The sequence below is a fragment of the Nocardia vaccinii NBRC 15922 genome (assembly GCF_001613305.1).
Taxonomy (GTDB): Bacteria; Actinomycetota; Actinomycetes; order Mycobacteriales; family Mycobacteriaceae; genus Nocardia; species Nocardia vaccinii.
In genome coordinates, this window is record NZ_BDCC01000057.1 from 20,674 (window position 1) to 44,610 (window position 23,937).

Genomic DNA, 23,937 nt, shown 5'->3' on the forward strand with positions numbered 1-23,937 from the left:
GTCAGCCCGGCGCGTACGGTCAGCCCCGGAGGCGGCAGCTTGTGTCACCACGCAGGGCCCCGTTCGCGCCGACGATCAACATCGCCGACACAGCAACGCTGTGGCGACCGCCGCGACACCCTCGCCGCGCCCGGTGAGTCCCAGACCGTCGGTGGTCGTGCCGGACACCGACACCTGTGCACCGAGTAATTCTCCCAGTACCTGCTGCGCCTCGCTACGGCGAGGCCCGATCTTGGGACGGTTGCCAATGACCTGCAGGGCCGCGTTGACGACGGTATATCCGGCCTCGTCCAGCAGACGCCGGACCTCGCGGAGCATGTCCGCACCGGACACCCCGGCCCATTCTGGCCGTCCGACGCCGAATACCGCGCCCACATCGCCCAGCCCGGCCGCCGACAGCAGCGCGTCGCACAGTGCGTGCGCGCCGACGTCACCGTCGGAGTGACCGGAGCAGCCGCTCTCGCCCTCGAACAGCAGACCGGCCATCCAGCAGGGACGGCCGGGTTCGATCGGGTGTACGTCGGTGCCGAGGCCGACCCGCAGACCAGTGGGATCGATCACCGCGACACCGAGCTGTTCGCGGCCGCCCGGGTCCGCGACGCGGTGCGGATATCCACGGACTCGTTCGCGGCCTCGGGAGTGTCGCGCTCGGCGAGCAGCGTGCGAGCCAGCCGCAGATCCAGCGGAGTGGTGATCTTGAATGCCAGCGGGTCGCCGGGGATCACCCGGACATGTGCGCCGAACGCCTCGACCAGGCCCGCGTCGTCGGTCGCGTGCATTCCCGCGGCGTAGGCGTCACGCAGGAGTTGCGCCTCGAAACCCTGGGGAGTCTGGATCGCGCGCAGTAGGGCGCGGTCGGGGGTGCCGGTCACCTCGCCGGTGGCGTCCACGGATTTGATCGTGTCGGCGACGGGCAGACCCGGGACGACGGCCGGGCAACCGGACGTCAGTTCGGCCACCACTCGCGCGATCATCGACGGCGGCGTCAAGGCGCGCGCGGCATCGTGCACGAGGAAATGGGTGGCCTGCGGTGCGGCGTCGATTCCGGAACGCACCGAATCGGAACGTTCCACGCCGCCCGCGACCACGCTCACCGGCACGGGGCATGCCGGTTCGACGCGGTGGCCTAGCAGAATCCGCGCCTCGTCGATGAGTTCGGCGGGCGCGGCGATCACGATGTGGTCCACGACCTCGGACGCGATCAGACCGTCTATTGCGAGTGTGAGCATGGGCGTGCCGCCGACCGGCACGAACGCCTTGGGCATGGACTCACCCAGGCGAACGCCCCGACCGGCGGCAGGCACCAATGCCACGACACGACTGGTGTCGTGCAGTTGGTTCACGATCAGGAGGCCGCTGCGAGAACCTCGTCGAGCAGGGTCTCGGCCTTGACATCATCGGTGCCCTCGGCAAGGGCGAGTTCACCGACGAGGATCTGACGAGCCTTGGCGAGCATCCGCTTCTCGCCGGCGGACAGGCCGCGATCCTGTTCGCGTCGCCAGAGATCACGCACGACCTCGGCCACCTTGTTCACATCGCCGGAGGCGAGCTTCTCCAGGTTGGCCTTGTAACGCCGAGACCAGTTCGTCGGCTCCTCCGTGTGCGGCGCACGTAGTACCTGGAAGACTCGATCGAGACCCTCCTGGCCCACGACGTCACGAACGCCGACGTATTCGGCATTCTCGGCGGGAACTCGTACAGTGAGATCGCCCTGGGCGACCTTCAGGACCAGATACTCCTTCTGCACACCTTTGATGGTGCGAGTCTCGATAGCTTCGATCAGCGCCGCTCCGTGGTGGGGGTAAACGACGGTGTCTCCGACCTTAAAAATCATGTGTCCCGTGCCCCTTTCGATGCTCACAGTTTAACATGCGACTCGATAACGGCGCGATCAACGACGCAGGTCAGGGCCACAACAGGCGCGTGCTGGGGGTTGACAGAACAAATTCGGTGTGCATCCTGTTGTGCCAGAACGAGTTACGGCAGGGCGGTCGCGCGGCGGGTGCGACGCCGGGACCACCGGGGGCCCTGCCGATCCGCGTGCCCGGACAACTATTACGCTCCGTACTACTACTCTGCATCGTGGAGTGAGCCCGGTCGACATGGAGGACAACCCGTGACTGCCCTGAAAGCCACCACAGCGTCCGAGGCGCGCCGCAGTGCCGTGCGCCGCAGTGCTGTTGCAGTTGCCGCGCTGGCCGCGGGTGCCGCACTCGCGTTGTCGGGCTGCAGCTCCGGCCAGATCGCGCAGACCGCGCGCCAGGTTTCCGCGGTGAACGGCAATACCGCGAACGTCGGCAATGTGGCGCTGCGCGACGTGCGCGTTCTGCTGCCGCAGTCCGAGGAGTACACCAACGCCAAGGGCGGTAAGGCGGTGCTCGCCTTCAGCGCGGTCAACTTCGGCACGTCCCAGACCGACGAGCTCAGCAGCATCACCACCGACCTGGGCACCGTCCAGATCACCCCGTCGGACGCGACCCTGGCCCCGGGCCGGACCGTCGTCGCGGGTGGCCCCGAGGCCGTGCAGGCCAGCGCCCCGGCCACCTCGACCAGCACACCCGCCGGCGGCACATCCACCAGCGCGTCGAGCACCACCGCGCAGGCGACCACCACGCCGGCAGCCGCCGACGGTAAGGCGACCTCCGGCCCGGCCAAGCCGATCCTGGTCGAGATCACGGGCCTGACCAAGGACATCACCCCCGGCTTGACCTATCCGGTCACCTTCAATTTCAAGGAGGCCGGGACCGTTCTGGTGAACGTTCCGGTCGACGGCGACAGCGCGCCGCACGCCGCGAGCTGATCCCGGACGACGGTCGCACCCGGTGGCCGGAACCGGCCCGCCGCCGGGCCGAAAGGCTCTCGGACCGGCGGTGCGGCAGGGCATGCGGAATCTGTCGGAGTCGATCCCTAGGCTGCGCACGTGCCCAAGGTGAAATCGCTCTACCGCTGCTCCGCCTGTTCGCACGAGGTCGCCAAGTGGGTGGGACGCTGCCCCTCCTGCGGTGAATGGGGTTCCATCGACGAGCAGGCCGCGGCACCCGCATCGGTCGCCACCGGGCGGCGCGCCCTGCTGCCATCGACGGCCGCCGCGCCGATCTCCACCATCGATTCGCAGGTCACCCGTGCGCGTCCGACGGGCGTGAGCGAGCTGGACCGGGTGCTCGGCGGCGGTGTGGTCCCCGGTTCGGTGGTGCTGCTGTCCGGCGAACCCGGTGTGGGCAAATCGACGTTGCTGCTCGAGGTGGCTCACCGCTGGGCGCGGCAGCGGGAGGAACGCGCGCTCTATGTGACCGCCGAGGAGTCCGCCGGACAGGTGCGGCTGCGTGCCGATCGGACCGGCGCGGTGCACGAGCGCGTCTATCTCGCCGCCGAATCGGATCTGGCCACCATCCTCGGGCATGTCGAGCAGGTCCGGCCCTCGCTGCTGGTGGTCGACTCGGTGCAGACCATGCTGGCCGCTGATGCCGAGGGCGTCATCGGCGGCGTGACGCAGGTGCGCGCGGTGACCTCGGCGCTGACCTCGCTGGCCAAGGCCACCGGTATCGTGGTTCTGCTGGTCGGGCACGTCACCAAGGACGGCAATGTGGCGGGTCCGCGCACGCTCGAGCATCTGGTCGACGTGGTGTTGCAGTTCGAGGGCGACAAACACTCCGCCCTGCGCATGGTCCGCGGTGTGAAGAATCGCTTCGGCAGCGCCGACGAGGTGGGCTGTTTCGAACTGCACGACGACGGGATCGCCGGTGTGCCCGATCCTTCCGGACTGTTCCTGCATCATCGCGCCGATCCGGTGCCGGGTACGGCGATCACGGTCGCGATGGATGGCAAACGTCCGCTGCTGGCCGAGGTACAGGGCCTGACGGTGTCGACGCCCGCGCCCGCGCCGCGTCGAGCGGTCAGTGGTCTGGACTACAACCGGGTGTCGATGGTGCTCGCGGTACTGCAGAGCCGATGCCACGTCTACCTCGGCAAACACGATGTGTACGCGGCCACGGTGGGCGGTATGCGGCTGACCGAACCGGGTGCGGATCTGGCTGTCGCACTGGCGATCACGAGTTCCGAGCGCGGAATCTCGCTGCCCGGCGGCATGGTGATCCTGGGTGAGGTCGGGCTGGCCGGCGAGGTTCGGCGTGTCACGGGGGCCGGGCGTCGCCTCGCCGAGGCCGAGCGGCTAGGTTTCACTGAGGCGCTGGTGCCGCCGGGCGTGGATTGCTCCGGCCTGTCCATGAGGGTGCGCGAAGTGGCGAATGTTCGTGCGGCGGTTGCGTTGAGTGGTTTGTCGAAGCGAGGGGGCGAACATGCGGAGGCTACCCAATGAACCCTGGCCGTTGGGTCACCAACCTGCTCGGCAAGCCCACGCCGGGCATCGAGCCGGCGAATTCCGCTGCGCCGTACTGCGATAGCGGGCATCTCGGGTTGCGTGACGTCATCGCCCGGCTGGTTCCGGGCACCCAGTTGCGCGACGGTATCGACCGGATCCTGCTGGCGCGCACCGGTGCGTTGATCGTGCTGGGGCACGACGAGTCGGTCGAGCGGATCTGCGACGGGGGTTTCGAACTCGATATCGAGTTCTCCCCGACGCGCCTGCGCGAATTGTCGAAAATGGATGGCGCGGTTGTGCTTTCGACCGACGGCGGGCGAATCCGACGGGCCAACGTGCATCTGGTCCCCGATCCGGCGCTGCCCACGGTGGAGTCCGGCACCCGGCACAAGGCCGCCGAGCGCACCGCGGCGCAGACCGGATATCCGGTGGTCTCGGTGAGCCGCTCGACCGGGATCGTGACGGTGTATCTGGGCGGCCTGCGGCATCTGGTCCAGCCCTCGCAGTCGATTCTCTCCCGGGCCAATCAGGCGATGGGAACGCTCGAGCGCTACCGTTCGCGGCTCGACGAGACGATGCGGCTGCTCTCGATCGTGGAGCTGGAGGATTTCACCACCCTGCGCGATGTGCTGACCGTCCTGCACTGCCTCGAACTGGTGCGCCGGATCGGTCGCGAGATCGACTCGGATGTGGGCGAACTCGGTATCGACGGTCGTCAGCTCGCGCTGCAACTGGCCGAACTGGTGGGCGAGACCGACACGCTGCGGCGGCTGCTGGTTCGCGACTATCTGCGGATGCATCCGGTGGACGAGCGGAGTGTCGACGCGGCGCTGGCCGAACTGGACGCTCTGCTCGAGGTGGATCTCCTGGAGCTGGCGAATCTCGGTCCGGCACTGGGCTTTCCGGCCACCCTGGAGGCTCTGGACACCGCCGTGTACCCGCGCGGCTACCGGCTGCTCGCCGAGATTCCCCGGGTGACCCTGAGCACCGTGGAATCGGTTGTCGCGGTGTATGGTTCGCTGTCGAGCCTGCTGTCGGCCACCGCCGACGAACTGGAAACCCTGGACGGGGTGGATCCCCAGGCGGCCCGGCAGATTCGCGAGGGTTTGTCTCGCCTCGCCGAATCCGGCGGGGTCTGAATCGCGTCGGCGGTACGTCTCGGTCAGGAGATGTTGAACGTCTCCGGGGAGCTGTGCACGGAACCGAATTGCGCGCTGACGGCGTAGGAGCCCGCCGGGACGGGGACGCGATCGCCCGCGCAGTTGGGCTGCGAGGTGGTGCCGGACCAGGTGAGGGTGAACGCCGCCTGCTGGCCGCCGTTGAGGGTGCGCACGTCGGGCTGGCCGCCCTGATCGCAGTCGGTGCTGGTCCACAGCCGGCGCTGGCCGTCGAGCGATTGCACCGAGACCTGTTGCAGGCCCGAACCCATATCGCGAGAGCAGGCCATGGTGGAGATATTGGTGATGACGATCCCGAACACCGGCTTGTCACCCGCCTTGTAGCTCGGCTGACCGACGGTCACCTTCACCGCCAGCGATTGATCCGGGCAGGCCGCCGGTGCGCTGGCCGCCGTGGCATTCACCGTGCCCGACGGCGTCGAGGTGGACGAAGCCGCGTCATCGGCCGACGTCGCGGTCGGGGTGGCCGTCACCGATCCGGCCGCGGGTCCGGTGGCGTTCGCGGAGGTCGAGGTCGCGGCGGCGGTCGACGTCGACGAGCCGCCGCCGTGCAACAGCATGATCGCCAGCCACACGACCAGCGCCAGCGCGAGCACGATCGCGCCGATAGCGAACACGCGACGACGCCAGTAGATCTCCGGCGGCAGTGGTCCAGTCGGTTCCAGCACGACACCACGGTAAGGGCACGATCGGGTGAGCCGCCGCTCAGTTGCGCGGCGTGTCGGTGTGGAACAGCTGTGGGACCGGGTACTTCTCGCCGGATCTACGCTCTGCTCAGACCGTTTCTCCTATGTTGCCCACCGAACGGTGCAGCTGGGCGCGGCCGTCGGCGAGTTTGTAGGTGACCGAGGCGATCGCGCACTGGCCGGTCGCCACGCGCTGGGAGATGATCATCGAGCGCTGCATGAGCAGTCGGCTCGTCTCGACGACGTGCCGCGCCTCCAACTCGTCCACGCCGGTCAGGCCCTCGCGGCGGCCGATCAGGATGGACGGGGTGACCCGTTCGACGACGCTGCGGATGAAACCGCCGGGGACGTCTCCGCCGTCGAGCGCGTTGATGGTGGCGGCGACCGCGCCGCAACTGTCGTGCCCGAGGACCACGATCAGCGGGACGTTCAGGATCTCCACGCCGTATTCGATCGATCCGAGCACCGAGGCATCCAGTACGTGGCCCGCGGTCCGGACCACGAACATGTCGCCGAGCCCCTGATCGAAGATGATCTCCGCGGCCACGCGGGAATCTCCGCACCCGAACAGGATCGCGCCGGGCTGCTGTCCGTGGACGAGTTTGGCCCGGTCCGCGGTTCCCTGGCCGGGATGCTGCAGGTTACCGCTGACGAACCTGTCATTGCCCTCGCGAAGGGACTTCCAGGCACTGATCGGGTTGCTATGAGGCATGCGTCCCATTTTCCACGTGGCCGCGGTTACCGGCCAGTCCGCTCGGTTACTTCCCGGCAAAGACTTGTGCCGATATCGCCCGGGTCGATGGTGAGGCTCCGTGATGTGGACCGGGTGCGGGTGGCGGTTGGCTCGGGGTGAATCATGGCTGTGTGATCGTTCGGCAGCTGAATTCGTCCGTGTGGGCAATGGATCCGGGAAGTGTCGAGGCCGGGCGCCGTGGGTGGGCGTCGGGGGTGCGCCGGTGAGTATCGATTCCGATGTGCTGATCGACTGGTACGGGGAGACGGCGCGGGATCTGCCGTGGCGGCGGTCCGGGGTGTCGGCGTGGCAGATCCTGATGAGCGAGATCATGTTGCAGCAGACGCCGGTGGTGCGGGTGGAGCCGGTATGGCGGGAATGGGTGGCGCGCTGGCCGGTGCCCTCGGCGATGGCGGCGGCCACACCCGGAGAAGTGTTGCGGGCCTGGGGAAAACTGGGATATCCGCGGCGGGCGTTGCGGTTGCACGAATGCGCCCGGGTGCTGGCCGCCGAACACGGTGACGAGGTGCCCGGCGATGTCGACGTGCTGCTCGGGCTGCCGGGGATCGGCGCGTACACCGCGCGGGCCGTGGCCTGTTTCGCTTATGGGCAACGAGTTCCGGTGGTGGACACCAACGTTCGCCGGGTCGTCGCGCGTGCGGTGCACGGCAGGGCCGAGGCGGGTAATCCCGCGGCCCGCGATCTGGTCGAGACCGAGGCGCTGCTGCCCGTCCGAATCGACCGGGCCGCCGTTTTTTCCGCCGCGCTGATGGAACTGGGCGCGGTGGTGTGTACCGCCCGCGCACCCGGCTGCGACCTCTGTCCGCTGCCGCGCTGCGCCTGGCTCGACGCCGGACGGCCCGCCTCGGATGTGGTGCGCCGCACGCAGAAATACGACGGTACGGACCGGCAGGCGCGCGGCCGCCTCCTGGATGTCCTGCGCGGAGCTTCCGGACCGGTCGAACGCGTCGCCCTCGACCTGGCCTGGACCCGCGATACGGGTCAGCGCGACCGGGCCCTGGACTCGCTGCTCACCGATGGCCTGGTCGAGCAGACTCCCGATGGGCTGTTCGCCCTGGCCGGAGAGGCCGGAGCCTGATCGTTTCGGCCTCATCCACATTCGCTCGTCCGGAGCCGTTCGGCCTGTGCCGGCCGAGTATCGGATGCGGGTCGGGCCCGCCCGCGGCGGTGCGGATCGCGCAGTCGCGGGGCAATCGAGCTCGAGGACGACATCAGCCCGGCGTGGAATTCACTTCGACAGGGGAGAATGCCGTGGAGGGGGTTTGCGCGCGTGCGCGACGACCGGAGTTGATCCGGGGCGAGATCGCTCTGCAGATCAGGTAGATCGCGAAGGAGATGGCGGTGACGAAGGTCGACACCGGAACGCCGGGAGCCAGGGATGCGATGATGCCGCCGACCGCGGCCAGTTCGGCGAAGACGATGGACAGGACCGCGGCGCGCAGGGGACTCGCGGTGAGTTGGGCGGCGGCCGCGGCGGGGGTGATCAGCAGCGACAGGACCAGTAGGGCGCCGACGATCTGCACGCCGAACGCGGCCGTGATGCCGAGCAGTACCGCGAAGACCACCGACAGCGCCCGCACCGGAACTCCGCGTGCGACCGCCACTTCCGGGTCGGTGCTGGCGAAAAGCAGTGGGCGGTAGATGAATGCGAGTACCAGCAGGACACCGGCCGTGCAGACGGACAGCAGGGTGAGCCCGTTACCGCCGACGCTGACCACCTGTCCGGTGAGCAGCGAGAACTTCGAGCCGGCGCGGGTGGGCCCCAGCCACAGGAACAGCACCGAGAGCCCGAGCCCGAACGAGAGGACCACCGCGATCACCGAATCACGTTCGCGCGCACGCGATCCGAGCAGGCCGAACAGTACCGCAGCGACCACCGATCCGATGATCGCGCCCGCGCCCACCCCGATTCCGGCCAGCAGCGCCGCCGCCGCACCGGTCAGGGACAGCTCGCTGGTGCCGTGCACCGCGAAGGACATCTGGCGGCTCACGATGAGCGGACCGATCGCACCGGCCAGCAGGCCCAGTAGCGCGGCGGCCAGCACCGCCTGCTGTACGAAGTCGTAGGACAGCAGATCGGCGGTGGTGTGGAAGTCGAGCATCTCGGCGAAGATGTCGGTGAGCTTCTCGTTCATGCGTTCTCCCCGCCGAGGGCATCCATCGTGTCTCCCGTTCCGACGACGACCAGCCGGCCGCGTACTCGCAGCACATCGACCTCGGTGCGGTACAGCTCCGAGAGCACCTCGGAGGTCATCACCTCGTCCGGTGTGCCGATCCGGAACTTCCCATCGACCAGGTACAACACCCGATCCACCAGCGGCAGAACGGGATTGATCTCATGCGTCACGAACAGCACCGCGGTGCCGTGGCCGCGTCGCCGGGCATCGATCAGTTCGGCCACCAGCCGCTGATTGGCCATGTCCAGACTCAACAGCGGCTCGTCGCACAGCAGCACCCGCGGATCGCCGACCAATGCCTGCGCCACCCGCAATCGCTGCTGCTCACCGCCGGACATCGATTCCAGCGGCGCGTGCGCATAGTGCTGCGCCCCGACCTGAGCCACCGCCTCGGCGATCTTGCGCCGCCGCTCCTTACGTCCACGCCACCCCAGTCCCCACCGATGCCCGTCCACCCCTAGCCCGACCAGATCGACCCCGCGCAACCGGACGCCCGAATCGATCGTCTTCTGCTGCGGCACATATCCGATATGCGGATTACCCAGCCGCGCGGGCACTCCCGCGATCTCCACCGCCCCGGCGCTCGGCGCGACCTGCCCCAGCAACATCCGCAGCAGGGAAGTCTTCCCGGAACCGTTCGGCCCGAGAATCGCGATGAATTCCCCCGCCTGGACCGCCAGATCCAGCCCGTCCCACAGGGTCCGCTCCCCGTACGCCAAGCGCGCGCCGCGCAGCCGTACCACCGCCCCGCGATCCGGTGCAGCGTCCGAAGCGAGCCGTACCCGAGGGCTGATCGTCTGACCGGATACGGAGGCCGTTGGCGCAGAGGGGTTTGCAGTTCGACCTACAGTGGCGGCGTCTGCTCTCGGCGTCCCGGCCCGCTCGCGAATGGAGTGGTCCGATGTGGCTGTCCGACTGATGGCGTCGGCGCCCGTTACAGCCTTGTCGGCCTCGGCGGTTTCCGTGACTGCTCTCGGCTCCGCTATGGCCGGAACAGGTCTCCCGGTCGTGACGAGCGGTTGTGAGGCCCCGGTTTCAACTGCGCCCGAGGAGGTTTCGTGCGGTTCGGCGCGTACGCCCCGGACCTCTGCGTCCGGAGATTCGGTCGGTCCGCAGATCGGGCAGTCCGCCGCGGCCAGGCTGTTCGTCAGCCGAGAACTGGATTCCGATGTGGCGCGGGATGCGGGTTCGGGCGCCATGGATTCGGTGGAGCTGCGAGAGGTGGGCATGGGTGTTGCCGATCAGTTCAGGGCCGCGGCCAGGGCCTCGGCGTTGCGGGTCTGCCAGCCGAGATAGTCGGTGCCCTCCGGCAGGGTTTCGGTCACGTTCACGACGGGAACTCCGGCTGCCTTCGCGGTGGCCGCGACGTTCCGCGTGGTCTTGTCCTCGGTCTGGATGTTGTAGACCAGGGCGCGAACCTGCTTGCCGTTCAACAGGTCCCGCACCGCCGCCAGATCGGCGGGGGCCGGGTCGGTGCCCTGTTCGATGGCCTCCTCGAAGGGGCGTGGGGTGCGGTCGTCGGCGTCGGCGTCCAGCAGCAGGTAGTGGGCGATCGGCTCGGTCTGCAGGACCGGAGCCTTGGGATGAGCGGTGGCGATCTGATCGGTGATCGCGCTGATGTTCTTCAGCTTGGAATCGAACTGGATAGCGCGATCGGTGTACGCCTGGGCGTGCGCCTTGTCGATGGTCCCGAGTTCCGCGGCGATCTTGGTGGCGACGGCGGCGACGGTCCGCACGTCGTACCAGACGTGCTCGTTATCGTCCTTCGACGATGCGGCCGGGCGCAGGGCGAAGGCGTCGATGGTGGGCTTACCGCGCCCGTCGGCGGCCTTCTCGGCGAATTCGTCGTAGTCGCCGCCGTTGTAGACGACCAGATCGGCGTCGTGGATCTTCGCCGCGTCCTCGGGGGTGGTCTGATACGAGTGCGGGTCATCGGTTGGCTTGGAGATGATGGAGCTGACCTGGGCGTCCGAGCCGGCGACGGCGGCGGCGACGCTACCCCAGACGTTGGTCGAGGCGATGATCGACGGTTTGCCGGAGGTGTTCTTCGAACTTCCGCACGCGGTCAGCGTTGCGGCAGTGGCAACCCCTAATGCGATGACAGCAACGCGAGCGATGAGACTTCTGGACACGCGGGGTACTCCTGGCACTACCGATAACGGAAACGATTTCCATTTGAATGTAGCTCACATGTCCAGAACCAGCGGTATCGTCTGTCCGATTCGTCCCTGTGACGCCGCGCACTCGCCCCCCGAATACGCGAACGGCCCGTCCGAACCGGACGGGCCGTTCGACCGATCTCGCGCGAATTACCGCATCACTGCACCAACGCCGGCACCGGCTGACTCAGCAACTGAGCGCAACGCAGCAGACCCAGGTGGCTGTACGCCTGCGGATGGTTACCCAGGGATCGCTCCGCGACCGGGTCGTACTCCTCGCTGAGCAGTCCGGTCGGCCCCGCGACGTCGACGAGCTGCGCGAACAACGCCTCCGCGTCGGCCCGCCGGCCGATCAGCAGATACGCCTCCACCAGCCAGGCCGCGCACAGGTGGAAGCCGCCCTCGCCGCCGGGCAGTCCGTCGTCGTGGTGGTACCGGTACACCGTCGACCCGCTGCGCAGTTCCGCTTCGGTCGCCACGACCGTCGCCTCGAACCGCGGATCGGAAGGATCGATCAGGCCGCTCAACCCGATGTGCAGGGTCGCCGCGTCCAGGTCCGAACCGTCGTAGGCGGCGGTGTAGGACTGCACCTCGTCGTTCCAGCCCTTGGCCCGGACCTCGTCGGCGATGGTGTCGCGCAGTTCGGTCCAGCCCGGATCGGCCCGGCGGGCGAACTTGGCCGCCAGCCGCACCGCGCGGTCCACGGTCAGCCAGCCCATCACCTTCGAGTACACGTGGTGCCGCGGATTGCCGCGGATCTCCCAGATGCCGTGATCGGGTTCGCTCCAGCGCCGCTGCACCGCCGAGACCATGGCCGAGACCAGCTCCCAGTCCTGGTCGGACAGGGCGTGCGCGGGGTCGTCGATGCCCTGGCGTTCGCGGGCGTCGGCCAGGGCGGCGATCAGGTCCACGATCGGACCGAACACGTCCAGCTGCACCTGCATATTGGCCGCGTTACCCACCCGGACCGGCCGGGAGCCGGCGTAACCGGGCAGCTGATCCAGCACCGCCTCGGGGCCGAGGGTCTCGCCGTAGAGCGTGTACAGCGGGTGCAGGCGTTCGGGTCCGGCGAGGGTCTCCAGCACCCGGTGTACCCAGGCCAGGAATTCCTCGGCCTCGGTCAGCGAGCCCAACGTCACCAGCGCGTGCGCGGTCAGCGAGGCATCGCGCAGCCAGCAGTAGCGGTAGTCCCAGTTGCGCACGCCGCCGATGTCCTCCGGCAGCGACGTCGTCGCCGCGGCCAGGATCGACCCGGACGGGGAATGCACCAGACCGCGCAGGGTCAACGCCGAACGCTTCATCAGATCGGGTTTGAGCGGCGGCAGCTCGAGCTTGGCGGCCCAGTCCTTCCAGTACCGCTCCGCCTCGCTTCGCCGGTCCGGTTCGCTCACCATCGCGGGTGCCAGATCCGATGTGCCGCAACGCATTTCCAGGACGATCGGGCCGCGCGAGGGGTCCACGACCGCGGTGGCGACGTGGTGGATACCCTCCTCGAGGATGGTCCACTGCACGCCCGGCGAGCGCAGCACGATCGGATCGTTCGTACCGTGCACGCGCAGCCCGGCCGGTTCCTGCACCAGTGTGACGGGCACCTGCCCGAATTCCGGACGCGGCGCGAAGGTGACCACGGCCTTGGCGTCACCGGTGATGACGCGGGTCAGGTCGGTCCGCTCGGCAGCCACGTCGTGCGGCAGATAGTCCACGACCTGCAAACTCGCCCAACGGGTTTCGACGGTCATGGTGCCGTCGATGTAACGCTGGGACAGCGGCAGTCCGGGCCGCTCGGGCACGATGGTGAAATGTCCGGCCTCGGGCCCACCGAGCAGGTGCGCGAACACCGCTGCCGAATCCGGCTCGGGATGGCACAGCCAGGTGACGGTGCCGTCGGGAGTGACCAGGGCCTTCGCACGCGGGGCGGCCAGCATGGTCAGCCGTTCGATTCGGGGGGCCGAGGCGCCGGCCAGCCAGGTGCGGCGCTCCTCGAGCAGGAACGCCAGGGCCCTGGACACCTGCTCGGTGCTGGCAACCCGATATCCGGCCTGGCTCTCGCCATCGCCGACCTTGATGCCCACGTCCGGCCCGGCCAGGCGCGCGAAAGCCTTCTCATCGGTGACGTCGTCACCGAAGAACACCGCCGCCGAGGCGCCTTCCTGATGCCGGATGATGTCCAGCGCGGCGCCCTTGTCGGTCTGGATGACGGCCAGCTCGATGACCGATTTACCCTCGGTCACCTGCACGCCGACCCAGCTGGCGGGCCCCAGATTCGCCTGCTGTAGCGCGCGACGCCCGACCTCGGGTGCGGCATTGCGCACGTGCAGCGCCACACTGGCCGGTTTGACCTCGACCGATACGCCCGGATTGTCCTGCGCGATGCGGGTCAGCGAGTTCTGCACTTCCTGCAGTAGTTTCCGGGCGTCGTTATCGATGGCATGGACGAAACCCACGTCGAATTCCGAGCCGTGGCTTCCGATCAGCTGTACCTCGACCGGGAGCCGGGATAAAGCCGCGAGATCTCGCAGGGCCCGGCCGGAGATGACGGCCGCCGTGGTGGCGGTCAGGCCGGCGAGCGCGCGCAGAGCGCTCACCGATTCCCGATGGGGATAGGCTTTCGCCGGGTCGCTGACGATGGGCGCGAGTGTCCCGTCGTAGTCCGATGCGACCAGTAGCCGCGGCATGCGGGCTACCGCCGACAACGCACGGCGAAGTTCGATTGGCAGATCCTGTGCGCTCACGCATCCAACCTTGTGATCGGAGGAGAAAATACCGGGGGCGCGAGAAACCTTACTGGGTGGGGGTTGCTCACGTGTTTCGCGCACGTCGCGGACGTCTCGGCCGTGCGCATCCCAGGTTGTGAGGTCTCCTGCGGTGCGTCACCTTATTAGCCGCAGGGAAGCCGCGACAAACTTCTCATACGCGGCTGGTCCGCTCGCGTCGGCGAGTCACCCGGATTCGGTGTGAATCCTCCCGATCCGATGCGGGTCGGGACTACGAGCCGAGCAGCAGGTCGACGGTCAGTTCCAGACGCTCGGCGACGTCGGTCGCCGAGGCGCGGCGGGTCAGCCAGGCGACCAGATTCGACAGCCACACATCGCTGATCACCCGGGCGATGGCCAGATCGCGCTCGGAGGGCTCGTCCTCGTTGAGGGCGCGGGCGAAGAAGCGGTCCATCACCTTGCCGACCCGGTCCACCTCGGCGGCGGCCGATGCGTCGGCGAACATGAACGCGCGGGTCATCGCCTCGGTGAGCAGCGGGTCGCGCTGCATGGACCGGGTGATCTGGGTCAGCATCAGGTGCATGCGCTCGCGCGGGCTCTGCCCGGCCAGCGGTTTGCGTTTGCTGTCGAACTGCTCGAATTCGCGGGCCAGCGCCGAGACCAGCAGATGCACCTTGGACGGGAAGTACCGGTACAGCGTCCCCACCGCGACGTCGGCGCGTTCGGCCACGGCGCGCATCTGCACCGCGTCGTACCCGCCCTTGGAGGCCAGGGCCAGGGTGGCGTCGAGGATGCGTTTGCGACGTTCGCGCTGCGCGGTCGAACTCAGTTCGTCCTCACTGAGTGTGGACACCGGGGTCGCGCGTGAACGGCCGCCGTTCTGCGCCCCCGAGTCCGCTGCCTGCTCTCGGGAGGGACTGGCCATCGATGAAAGTCCTTTCCTGCACGAGCCTCATTCGGTGGCGAGGAGGTGCGTCTCGTCTGTTCGGTGGGACGGCGGTTGACATCCGCCCGATCTGGATATTAGAACATGTTCTAGGTGTGGGAGTCACGCCGGAAAGGCGGTATGGACTGTGACCATCGCCACCACTGACGAGCATAAAGCCGTTCAGGAGTCGATGAGCGCATGGGCGGCGACGGTCGGCCCGATTGCAACAATGCGCACCGGCCTGGGGTCGAAGGGTCCAGCGGAGCGTGACCATGCGGGCTCCTCGACCGGTCCCGGTGAACACCGAGCGGACGATTCCTGGCGTGAGTATTGGCCGAGCCTGGTGGGGCTCGGGATTTTCCGTGTCGCCGTGGCCGAGGGTGACGGAACCGCGGATGGTTCGGTGAGCGATCTGGCCGTGCTGATCGAGCAGGCGGCGCACGATCTGGTGGGCGGACCGGTGCTCTCGACCGCCCTGGCCGGTCTGGTCACCGGCGCGGCTCTGGCCGAGGATACGCCCTGCGGCGTCGCGCTGGAAGGCCCGGTTCGGGTGCAGGACAACGTATCCGGTGACCTGGATCTCACCGGGACGTGGCCGGCTGTGCTGGGCGCGGCCCCCGGCGGCGCGGTGCTGCTGCCGGTGTCACGCGGTGATCGCGAGGCGTGGTGCCTGATCACGCCGGGTACGGCCGGGTTGCGCATCGAACCGCTCGAACCGCTCGACCACAGCACACCGCTGGCCCGAGTGGAGTGCGCCGGAGTGCGGGTGCCGGCCGAGCAGGTCTTCGAACCCGGTTATGCCGTACGGGATCTCGCCGCCGTGCTGGTCGCCGCCGAGGCCGCGGGCATCGCGGGCTGGTGTCTCGAGACGGCGACCGAATATGCCAAGGTCCGTGAACAATTCGGCCGCAAAATCGGCGAATTCCAGGCGGTGAAACATATTTGCGCCTGGATGCTGTGCCGCGCGGAACTGATCCGCGCGGTCGCCGCCGACGCCGCGGCCGCCGCCTCGGTCGATCAGGGACGCAATCCCGAACTGCCGATCGCGGCCGCGATCGCGATGACCATCTCGCTGGACGCGGCGGTGCAGACGGCCAAGGATTGCATTCAGGTGCTCGGCGGGATCGGCTTCACCTGGGAGCACGACGCGCACTTCTATCTGCGTCGCGCGATCGCGTTGCGGCAGTTGCTGGGTGGTTCGGACCCGTGGCGGGCCCGGGTGACCGAGTTGGTGCGTCGTGGTGATCGGCGCACGGTAGGGCTCGATCTCGGTGCTGCGTTGGATTCGGCGCTCGCTGGACCCGCCGTGGTTACGCAAGCTGCCGCCTCCGGGCCTGAAGCGAGCGCCGCGGACACCGCCCGGGACGACACCGACGCGTGGGAGTCGCTCGGCCTGGACGCCGCACAGGCGGCCGAACTCGCCGCGGACCTCGCTCGGATCGCGGCACTTCCGGTCGAGCAGCAGCGAGATGCCCTGGTGGACACCGGACTTTTCGCGCCGCACTGGCCCGCGCCGTACGGTCGGGGCGCGGGACCGATTCTGCGCACGCTGATCGACGAACAGGTTCGTAACGCCGGAATCACCGTGCCGGACATCACGATCGGCAACTGGGCGGTGCCGACCCTGCTACAGCACGGCAGTCCGGAGCAGATCGAACGTTTCGCGCGGCCGACGTTGCGCGGGGAGGTGATCTGGTGCCAGCTGTTCAGCGAACCCGAGGCCGGATCGGATCTGGCGGCGTTGCGCACCACCGCGACGCGCGTGGACGGCGGTTGGCAGCTGCGCGGGCAGAAGGTGTGGACCTCGCTGGCCAACGTGGCCAACTGGGCGATCTGCCTGGCCCGCACCGATGCCGGCGCACCCAAGCACCGGGGGATCAGCTACTTCCTGGTGGATATGAGCAGTCCCGGCATCGAGGTGCGGCCGCTGGTGCAGATCACCGGTGAGGCGCGCTTCTCCGAGGTATTCCTGGACGATGTCTTCGTCCCCGACGACTGCCTGGTCGGTCAGCTCGGCGCGGGCTGGAAGATCGCGCGCTCGACGCTGTCCTCGGAGCGAGTCGCCATGGGCGGCAGCGGAATCGGCGACGCCCTCGAGGAGCTCATCGCCGCGGCCCCGACCTCGGGCCCGGGTGCGGAGCTGATCGCCGACCGGATCGGCGAGCTCGTCGCCGACGCTGTTGCCGGACTATTGCTGGAGACTCGTGCAGCGCAGCGCATGCTCGCCGGCGGGGATCCGGGCCCGCAGAGCAGCGTGCGCAAACTGGTCGGTGTGCGGCACCGGCAGGCAGTCGCCGAATTCGCGGTCGAACTCGCCGGTACGGCGGGTGCGCAGGATATCGACGTGGTGAAGGAATTCCTGCTGACGCGCTGTTTGTCGATTGCGGGCGGTACCGAGCAGATCCTGCTGACGGTGGCCGGTGAACGGATACTCGGACTCCCGCGCGAACCGCAGGCGTAGGTCCACACCTCGATCTGGAGTATGGAATTGGATTTCGACAGAGACGAGAGCCAGGACGCCGTCGCCGAGGTTGTCGTAAGTTTGCTGGAACGCAATACCGAGCGTGACATCGAGCTTTGGCCAACCCTCGTCGACAGCGGTCTGCTGGCCGTCGCCCTCCCCGAACGTTTCGGCGGCGACGATATGGGTCTGCTCGAGGTGTCGGCGATGCTGACCGAGCTGGCCACCGACGCGGTGCAGGTGCCCGCCCTGGCGACGTTGGGGCTGGGTGTGCTGCCACTGATCGGCAATCTCCCGGAGGCCCTGGCGGAGAAGATCTTTCCCGCCGTCGCGAAGGGGGCGGTGCTCACTGCCGCCTTGCACGAGCCGGGTGCGCCGTTCACCACCGCGCCCCGCACCACCGCTGTCGCCGAGGGTGGTTCGGTCCGGATCTCCGGCCGCAAAACCGCTGTGCCGTACGCGGATCGGGCGCAGTGGATACTGGTGCCGACGGATGCGGGCCTGGCCGTGGTGGATGGTGACGCGTCCGGAATCAGCCGCGTCGAGAGCCCGACCTCGGCCGGATTCCCGGAATTCTCCGTGCAATTCGACGATGTGATCATCCCGGCCGAACAGCTGCTGTCGGTCGAGCTCGCCGTTCTGCACCGGCTGGCGCTGGCCTCCATCGGCTCGGTCGCCGACGGGCTGCTGAAGGGTGTGCTGACGCTGACCGCCGAACATGTGCGGACCCGTCAGCAGTTCGGTCGTCCGCTGGCCGAATTCCAGGCTGTGGCACAGGAGATCGCCGACGTCTACGTCGTCTCGCGCACACTGCACGTCGCGGCGGTGTCGGCGAACTGGGCGCTGGCGACCCACCTCGGCAGCGGCCTGGCTCGCTCCTGGACTGACGGAGCGGGGGAGCGAAGCGGAGGAGCGGAGGAGGGAAGGAGCGAGCCTTCGGGGGCCGCTGCCCGCGACGCCGGAGGCGGCGTCATCGAACACAGAGTCGACGACGATCTCGAGGTGCTGGCCTACGCGGTCGCCTCGGATCTGCCCGCGGCCATGCAGAAATGCCATCACCTGCACGGCGGCATCGGCGTCGACGTGACCCACCCAATGCATCGCTATTACTCACAGGCCAAGGACATCGCCCGCTGGCTCGGCGGCGAATCGTTCCGGCTGGACCGTCTGGGGGCGAGATGTTCATCGATCTGACGCTCGAACAGCGCAACCTACGCGCCGAACTACGTTCGTACTTCGCCGATCTCGTCACTCCCGAGGAGGAGGCCGAGATGTCGGTGAACCGGCACGGCGACGCCTACCGGGCGGTGGTGCGTCGGATGGGCCGGGACGGTTGGCTCGGCGTGGGCTGGCCGAAGGAGTTCGGCGGCCAGGGATTCGGAGCCGTCGAACAGCAGATCTTCTACAACGAGGCGGTGCGCGCGGATGTGCCGCTGCCGCTGGTCACGTTGCTGACCGTCGGCCCGACGCTGCAGCAGTTCGGCACCGACGAGCAGAAACAGAAGTTCCTGCCCGGAATCCTCTCGGGTGACATCCATTTCGCGATCGGCTACTCGGAGCCGGAGGCCGGGACCGACCTCGCCGCGCTGCGCACCAGCGCCGTTCGCGACTCCGACGGCGACTGGATCGTCAACGGGCAGAAGGTATTCACCACCGGCGCGCACGAGGCCGACTACCTCTGGTTGGCCTGCCGCACCGGCAGCACCGAATCGCGGCATCGCGGCATCACCATCCTGATCGTGGACACCACCGATCCGGGCTACTCCTGGACCCCGATCATCACCTGTGACGGCGCGCACCACACCAACGCGACGTATTTCGACAACGTCCGAGTTCCCGCGAACATGCTTGTGGGCGAAGAGAACCGGGGCTGGAAGCTGATCACCACCCAGCTCAATCACGAGCGGGTCGGCCTGGGGCCGTCGGGCAAGATCGAGCAGCTCTACGACCGTGTGCACGACTGGGCGAAGGCACAGGGCGTGCTGGGTCAGCCCGGGGTGCAGCGCGCGCTGGGCCGGTTGCACGCGATCACGCGGCTCAACGAACTGCTGAACTGGCAGGTCGCAGCGAAGGCCGATCAGGCTGCCGAGGATCCCAACGGGGTCATCGCCGACGCCTCCGCGACCAAGGTCTACTCGACCGAATCCCTGCAGGAGGCAGGACGTTTGGCGGAAGAGGTCGTCGGTCGCTACGGCGATCCGGCCGAACCCGCGACCGCGGAACTGCTGGGCTGGCTGGACCGGCGCACCAAACAGAACCTGGTGGTGACCTTCGGCGGCGGTGTCAACGAAGTCATGCGCGAACTCATCGCGACTGCTGGTCTGCAGCTGCCACGCGTACCGAGATAGGAGCCTGGAGTGCCGGAAACCAGCACAACCGACGAGATCGTCGCCGCCGGGGATCGGATCATGGCGCAGGGCGAATGCGCCCCCCGCTACGGTCGTGATCCGGTGAATCAGCCGATGATCAACAACTGGGTCGAGGCGATCGGCGACGCGAATCCGATCTACGTCGACGAGGAGGCCGCGCGCGCCGCGGGGCATCCGGGCATCGTCGCGCCGCCCGCGATGGCACAGGTGTGGACCATGCCCGGCCTGCGCGGGGCGCGGCCCTCGGACGATCCGATGAACGCGGTCAACGATCTGCTCGACGCGGCCGGTTACACCTCGGTGGTGGCCACCAACTGCGAGCAGACCTATCACCGGTATCTGCGGCTCGGCGAACGGCCGTATGCGCGGACCCGGTTGAAAGATCTGGTCGGTCCCAAGCGCACCGCGCTGGGGGAGGGCTGGTTCGCGACCTACCTGCTGACCTGGTACGTCGGGGACGAGGCCGTCACCGAAATGTCCTTCCGGATGCTGAAATTCATTCCCGGCACCGGCAAAGCCGCCGCGCCGCAGGAGGATTTGAGCAAACGCGTCCGGCCGATCGTCTCCAAGGACACCGAATTCTTCTGGGAGGGAGCCAAACTCGGCGAGCTCCGGATTCAGCGTCTGCCGGACGGTTCGCTGCGTCACCCGCCGATTCCGGCGCTGTGGCAGGACAAGGAGAAGTCGCCGGACTACGTCGTGGCGTCGGGACGCGGCACGGTTTTCAGCTATGTGGTGCACCACGCGCCGAAGGTGCCCGGCCGGACGCTGCCGTTCGTGGTCGCCCTGGTCGAACTCGAGGAGGGGGTGCGAGTGCTGGGTGAGTTGCGCGGCATCGAACCGAGTGAGGTCGGCGTGGGCACGCCGGTAGAGGTCGCCTTCGAGAAGCTCGACGATGACAACACACTGCCGTACTGGAAGGCGGTCCCAGTGAGTGAGCTTGCGAGCGAGCCATCGGCACAGGGCGCACCGCGCACGACGGAGCCGAGCGTCAGCGAGGTGGAGTCGTGAGCGAGACACTGCAACTGTCCGCGGTGCGGGTCGGAAATACGCTGCCCGAGCTGGTGATTCACGCCGATCCGACGTTCGTGGTCAGTTCTGCCCTGGCTACCAGGGACTTTCAGGACGTGCACCACGATCGGGACAAGGCGGTGCAGCGCGGTTCGAAGGACATCTTCGTCAACATCCTCACCGACACCGGCCTGGTGCAGCGGTTCGTGACCGACTGGGCCGGGCCCGGTGCGATCGTCAAATCGCTGGCCCTGCGCCTGGGCGTGCCGCTGTACGCGGGCGACACGCTGACGTTGAGCGGCACCGTCACCGCCATCGAGGGTGCACAGGTGTACATCGATGTGGTGGGCCGCGACAGCCTCGGCGACCACATCACCGCCAAGGCCGTGATCGAGCTGCAGGAGACCGCATGAGTATCAGTGGCAAGGCCGCCATCGTCGGCATCGGGGCCACCGACTTCTCGAAGGATTCGGGTCGCAGCGAATTGCGTTTGGCCGCCGAGGCTGTCACCGCCGCGCTGGCGGATGCCGGGCTGACGCCCGCGGATGTGGACGGCCTCACGACGTTCACGATGGACACCAATACCCAGGCCGCGGTGGCTCGTGCGGTCGGCGTGCCGAATCTGAAGTTCTTCAGCAACATCCCGTTCGGCGGCGGCGCGGCGGCGGCGACCGTGCAGCAGGCCGCCATGGCGGTGGCGACCGGAATCGCGGATGTCGTTGTGGCATACCGCGCTTTCAACGAACGGTCCGGACATCGCTTCGGCCAGTTCTCCACCCAGCTGGCCGCCGCGCCGACCTCCTCGGGTGTCGACGCGGCATGGGGATATCCGCAGGGCCTGGGCACCCCCGCCGCGCAGGTGGCCATGGTCGCCCGCCGCTATATGCACGTATACGGCGCTACCAGTGCGGATTTCGGCGCCGTCGCCGTTGCCGATCGCAAACACGCGGCGGTGAATCCGGCAGCCCATTTCTACGGTAAGCCGATCACCCTGGAAGATCACCAGAATTCGCGCTGGATCGCCGAGCCGCTGCACCTGCTGGACTGCTGCCAGGAGACCGACGGCGGCGTTGCCATCGTGGTCACGAGTGCCGAACGGGCCCGCGACCTTCCGCAGAAGCCAGCCGTAATCGCTGGCGCCGCACAGGGTTCCGGCGCGGACCAGTACGTCATGACGAGCTACTACCGCGACGCCCTCACCGGCCTGCCGGAAATGGGCCTGGTCGGCGACCAACTCTGGGCCCAAAGCGGTTTGCGCCCAGAGGATATGCAGGCCGCGATCCTCTACGACCACTTCACCCCCTTCGTTCTGATGCAGTTGGAGGAGTTGGGCTTCTGCGCCCGCGGCGAAGCCAAGGACTTCATCGCCGACGGCGCCATCGAAATAGGCGGCCGCCTCCCCCTGAACACCCACGGCGGCCAGTTGGGCGAGGCCTACATCCACGGCATGAACGGCATAGCCGAAGCCGTCCGCCAAATCCGCGGCACCTCGGTCAACCCGGTCCCCGATGTCCAGAACATCGTCGTCACCGCAGGAACCGGCGTTCCCACATCGGGTTTGGTCCTCACCGCCGCCTGAGCACGCCGTACCCCGCACCTCGAGGGCCCGTGCCGTCGCGCCGTGCCCCCGGGGTGCGGGACTTTACGGCGGATTCGTGTGGTCGGGGCTCGACTGGGCCGAACGTTCCACGGCAGTCCGGCTACGGTTGGCTGAAAGCAGCCGGTCCGTGTCGTGAGGTCGGGGCAGCCCTCGGTGGTGCGGGCTGTGCCACGGTCAGGATGGCCGCCACCTGTTAGGCCGTTCCGCGTGGGCGCAGCAACCCGCCCAGGTCATTTCACTTCGCCCTTGTTCCGATCCGGTGCAGCCGAACCGCGGAGATCAGGAAGAAAACCCCGCCCAGAACCGCGTATCCGGCCACGGAGGTGAGCGTGGCTTTCGGCCCACCCGCCATCGCGACGAAACTGGCACCGGCGAGGACGGAGATCCCACCACTGAGAATCATCGCCCACTGACCGCCGAGCCGATAGCGCAGGATCGCGACGACGAGCTGAACGATCCCCGCGGTGATCGCCCAAATTCCCCACACCCGCAACACATTCGGGATTCCGGAACCGGCCGCGGCGCACAGTCCGACGGTGGCGAGCAGGCTCAGACCCATGTTGATGTAGAGCGGCGCTTTCGCCCGCGTGTTGCCCGATGAACGGAAGTCGATCACGGCCGCGGCGACATCGAACAGCGGATAGATCACCAGTAGAACGACGGTCCCAGGGCTGATCGTCTTGGCGACCGCCATCATCAGAACCGCCCAGACGATGGCGAATCCGAACCGGACGTAGTACAGATTCCGCAGCGCCTTGGCGCCGTGGGCGGCATCGGCCACCGTGTCGATGTCGCGGGCTTCGGTGGCGAATGGACTGGACATCAGGTCCCTCTCGATTGGTGAAGCGGTGGGTGATTCCGACGTTCCGACAGCAAGAAAGAACGATCGGTATACCTCTGAGCCTGCGGTACCTGGTCGGCATTGTCAAGACCGATCGTTCTTTCTGTTAGCCTGGAAGTGACACTTCGAGGGAACGGATGGACAACGCATGTCGGAAGCGCGGGCGCGACTGCTCGACACGGCGACCGGCCTCTTCTACGCCGAGGGCCTGCACGCCGTGGGCGTCGAGCGCGTCATCAGCGAGGCACGGGTGACCCGAGCCACCCTCTACCGGCATTTCCCGGGCAAGAACGACCTCCTCGTCGCCTACCTGAGACGAGCCGACGAGGCGGTTCGCGCCCAGGTCGACGCCGCCCGTACCCCCAACGCGACCCCCGACGACGTCATCCGAGCCGTGGCCCGATCCATAGCCGACGACATCCAACGAAAAGGCTTCCGAGGCTGCGCCTTCCTCAACGCCGCCGCGGAATTCCCCGACCCGGCCCACCCGGTCCACCAGGCAGTCCTGGACCACCGCAATTGGTTCCTGACCACAATGACCGAACTCTTCTCCGCCACAGGCAAACCCGACCCGGACCCCGCCGCCCGCCACTTCGTCATGCTGCGGGACGGCGCCATGGCGGCGGGGTGTCTGACCGACCCGAAACCCGTCAGCGAGACGTTCTTGCGGGGAGTCGAGGGGCTGCTCGGGTATCGCAGCAGTCGGGCGTCGGACGCCTGGAACTGTCCCTGATCAGCGGC

22 protein-coding genes are annotated in these 23,937 nt (G+C 67.9%); 11 read left to right on the plus strand and 11 right to left on the minus strand.

The features are described 5' to 3' along the window. Positions 1-75: 75 nt before the first annotated feature. The 3 genes from ispF to carD form a co-directional block, all read right to left on the minus strand. A complete protein-coding gene (gene ispF, locus NV1_RS30135; protein ID WP_067899097.1) occupies positions 76-543 on the minus strand; it encodes a 2-C-methyl-D-erythritol 2,4-cyclodiphosphate synthase in 468 nt (155 codons plus the stop codon). A 14-nt stretch (positions 544-557) separates the two neighbouring features. Further along, entirely contained in the window at positions 558-1,265 is a 708-nt protein-coding gene (ispD, locus tag NV1_RS30140; protein WP_067899100.1) for a 2-C-methyl-D-erythritol 4-phosphate cytidylyltransferase, read from the minus strand. 80 nt (positions 1,266-1,345) lie between these two features. Next, the gene (gene carD / locus NV1_RS30145; RefSeq protein WP_019931623.1) at positions 1,346-1,834 is read right to left on the minus strand and encodes an RNA polymerase-binding transcription factor CarD; all 489 of its coding nucleotides are present in this window, start codon (positions 1,832-1,834) and stop codon (positions 1,346-1,348) included. A gap of 282 nt (positions 1,835-2,116) precedes the next feature. Here carD and NV1_RS30150 point away from each other — a divergent pair, with 282 nt between their 5' ends. From NV1_RS30150 to disA, 3 genes are all read left to right on the plus strand, one after another. Further along, the gene (locus NV1_RS30150) at positions 2,117-2,800 is read left to right on the plus strand and encodes a copper chaperone PCu(A)C domain-containing protein (RefSeq protein WP_245713997.1); all 684 of its coding nucleotides are present in this window, start codon (positions 2,117-2,119) and stop codon (positions 2,798-2,800) included. 120 nt (positions 2,801-2,920) lie between these two features. After that, positions 2,921-4,315: a DNA repair protein RadA gene (radA, locus tag NV1_RS30155; protein ID WP_067899021.1), complete on the plus strand. Its 1,395-nt coding sequence runs from the start codon at positions 2,921-2,923 to the stop codon at positions 4,313-4,315. Beyond that, the gene (disA, locus tag NV1_RS30160; protein ID WP_084525943.1) at positions 4,312-5,457 is read left to right on the plus strand and encodes a DNA integrity scanning diadenylate cyclase DisA; all 1,146 of its coding nucleotides are present in this window, start codon (positions 4,312-4,314) and stop codon (positions 5,455-5,457) included. The genes radA and disA overlap by 4 nt, the downstream gene beginning before the upstream one ends. Before the next feature lie 23 nt (positions 5,458-5,480). Here the strand turns inward: disA and NV1_RS30165 are convergent, their stop codons facing one another. Further along, positions 5,481-6,164, minus strand: a complete 684-nt coding sequence (locus NV1_RS30165) for a hypothetical protein (RefSeq protein WP_067899025.1) — start codon at positions 6,162-6,164, stop codon at positions 5,481-5,483. Positions 6,165-6,270: 106 nt separating this feature from the next. Next, complete coding sequence (locus NV1_RS30170) at positions 6,271-6,894, minus strand: carbonic anhydrase (protein ID WP_067899109.1); 624 nt, start codon at positions 6,892-6,894, stop codon at positions 6,271-6,273. A gap of 244 nt (positions 6,895-7,138) precedes the next feature. Between NV1_RS30170 and NV1_RS30175 the strand changes: the two genes are divergently transcribed. Continuing rightward, positions 7,139-8,014: an HhH-GPD family protein gene (locus NV1_RS30175; RefSeq protein WP_067899112.1), complete on the plus strand. Its 876-nt coding sequence runs from the start codon at positions 7,139-7,141 to the stop codon at positions 8,012-8,014. A 133-nt stretch (positions 8,015-8,147) separates the two neighbouring features. Here the strand turns inward: NV1_RS30175 and NV1_RS30180 are convergent, their stop codons facing one another. From NV1_RS30180 to kstR, 5 genes are all read right to left on the minus strand, one after another. Beyond that, complete coding sequence (locus NV1_RS30180) at positions 8,148-9,071, minus strand: metal ABC transporter permease (RefSeq protein ID WP_084525945.1); 924 nt, start codon at positions 9,069-9,071, stop codon at positions 8,148-8,150. Then, entirely contained in the window at positions 9,068-9,907 is an 840-nt protein-coding gene (locus tag NV1_RS30185) for a metal ABC transporter ATP-binding protein (protein ID WP_067899115.1), read from the minus strand. The genes NV1_RS30180 and NV1_RS30185 overlap by 4 nt, the downstream gene beginning before the upstream one ends. A 447-nt stretch (positions 9,908-10,354) precedes the next feature. After that, a complete protein-coding gene (locus NV1_RS30190; RefSeq protein WP_067899027.1) occupies positions 10,355-11,245 on the minus strand; it encodes a metal ABC transporter solute-binding protein, Zn/Mn family in 891 nt (296 codons plus the stop codon). A gap of 185 nt (positions 11,246-11,430) precedes the next feature. Next, positions 11,431-14,004 carry a trehalose-phosphatase gene (gene otsB / locus NV1_RS30195; RefSeq protein WP_067899029.1) on the minus strand — a complete coding sequence of 858 codons (2,574 nt, stop codon included), beginning with the start codon at positions 14,002-14,004 and terminating at the stop codon, positions 11,431-11,433. 253 nt (positions 14,005-14,257) lie between these two features. Continuing rightward, complete coding sequence (gene kstR / locus NV1_RS30200; RefSeq protein ID WP_067899032.1) at positions 14,258-14,911, minus strand: cholesterol catabolism transcriptional regulator KstR; 654 nt, start codon at positions 14,909-14,911, stop codon at positions 14,258-14,260. A 148-nt stretch (positions 14,912-15,059) separates the two neighbouring features. Between kstR and NV1_RS30205 the strand changes: the two genes are divergently transcribed. The 6 genes from NV1_RS30205 to NV1_RS30230 are packed head-to-tail and all read left to right on the plus strand — an operon-like array spanning position 15,060 to position 22,334. Continuing rightward, positions 15,060-17,375 (plus strand): acyl-CoA dehydrogenase family protein, encoded by a 2,316-nt coding sequence (locus tag NV1_RS30205; RefSeq protein WP_373864671.1) that lies wholly within the window; start codon positions 15,060-15,062, stop codon positions 17,373-17,375. Positions 17,376-17,402: 27 nt separating this feature from the next. Continuing rightward, the gene (locus NV1_RS30210) at positions 17,403-18,569 is read left to right on the plus strand and encodes an acyl-CoA dehydrogenase family protein (protein WP_084525963.1); all 1,167 of its coding nucleotides are present in this window, start codon (positions 17,403-17,405) and stop codon (positions 18,567-18,569) included. Continuing rightward, on the plus strand, positions 18,554-19,723 hold the full coding sequence (locus NV1_RS30215) for an acyl-CoA dehydrogenase family protein (RefSeq protein ID WP_067899034.1): 1,170 nt from the start codon (positions 18,554-18,556) through the stop codon (positions 19,721-19,723). Before NV1_RS30210 ends, NV1_RS30215 begins: the two co-directional genes overlap by 16 nt. Before the next feature lie 60 nt (positions 19,724-19,783). Further along, positions 19,784-20,755: a bifunctional MaoC family dehydratase N-terminal/OB-fold nucleic acid binding domain-containing protein gene (locus tag NV1_RS30220; RefSeq protein WP_084525966.1), complete on the plus strand. Its 972-nt coding sequence runs from the start codon at positions 19,784-19,786 to the stop codon at positions 20,753-20,755. An 8-nt stretch (positions 20,756-20,763) separates the two neighbouring features. Beyond that, positions 20,764-21,168 (plus strand): MaoC family dehydratase, encoded by a 405-nt coding sequence (locus tag NV1_RS30225; protein ID WP_157117458.1) that lies wholly within the window; start codon positions 20,764-20,766, stop codon positions 21,166-21,168. Further along, the gene (locus tag NV1_RS30230; protein WP_067899043.1) at positions 21,165-22,334 is read left to right on the plus strand and encodes a lipid-transfer protein; all 1,170 of its coding nucleotides are present in this window, start codon (positions 21,165-21,167) and stop codon (positions 22,332-22,334) included. Before NV1_RS30225 ends, NV1_RS30230 begins: the two co-directional genes overlap by 4 nt. Before the next feature lie 256 nt (positions 22,335-22,590). On the opposite strand, the gene NV1_RS30235 is transcribed toward NV1_RS30230, so the two are convergent. Then, entirely contained in the window at positions 22,591-23,178 is a 588-nt protein-coding gene (locus NV1_RS30235; protein WP_067899046.1) for a hypothetical protein, read from the minus strand. A 166-nt stretch (positions 23,179-23,344) separates the two neighbouring features. Here NV1_RS30235 and NV1_RS30240 point away from each other — a divergent pair, with 166 nt between their 5' ends. Continuing rightward, positions 23,345-23,929, plus strand: coding sequence for a TetR/AcrR family transcriptional regulator (locus NV1_RS30240; RefSeq protein WP_067899049.1), 585 nt, complete (start codon positions 23,345-23,347; stop codon positions 23,927-23,929). Positions 23,930-23,937 lie beyond the last annotated feature (8 nt).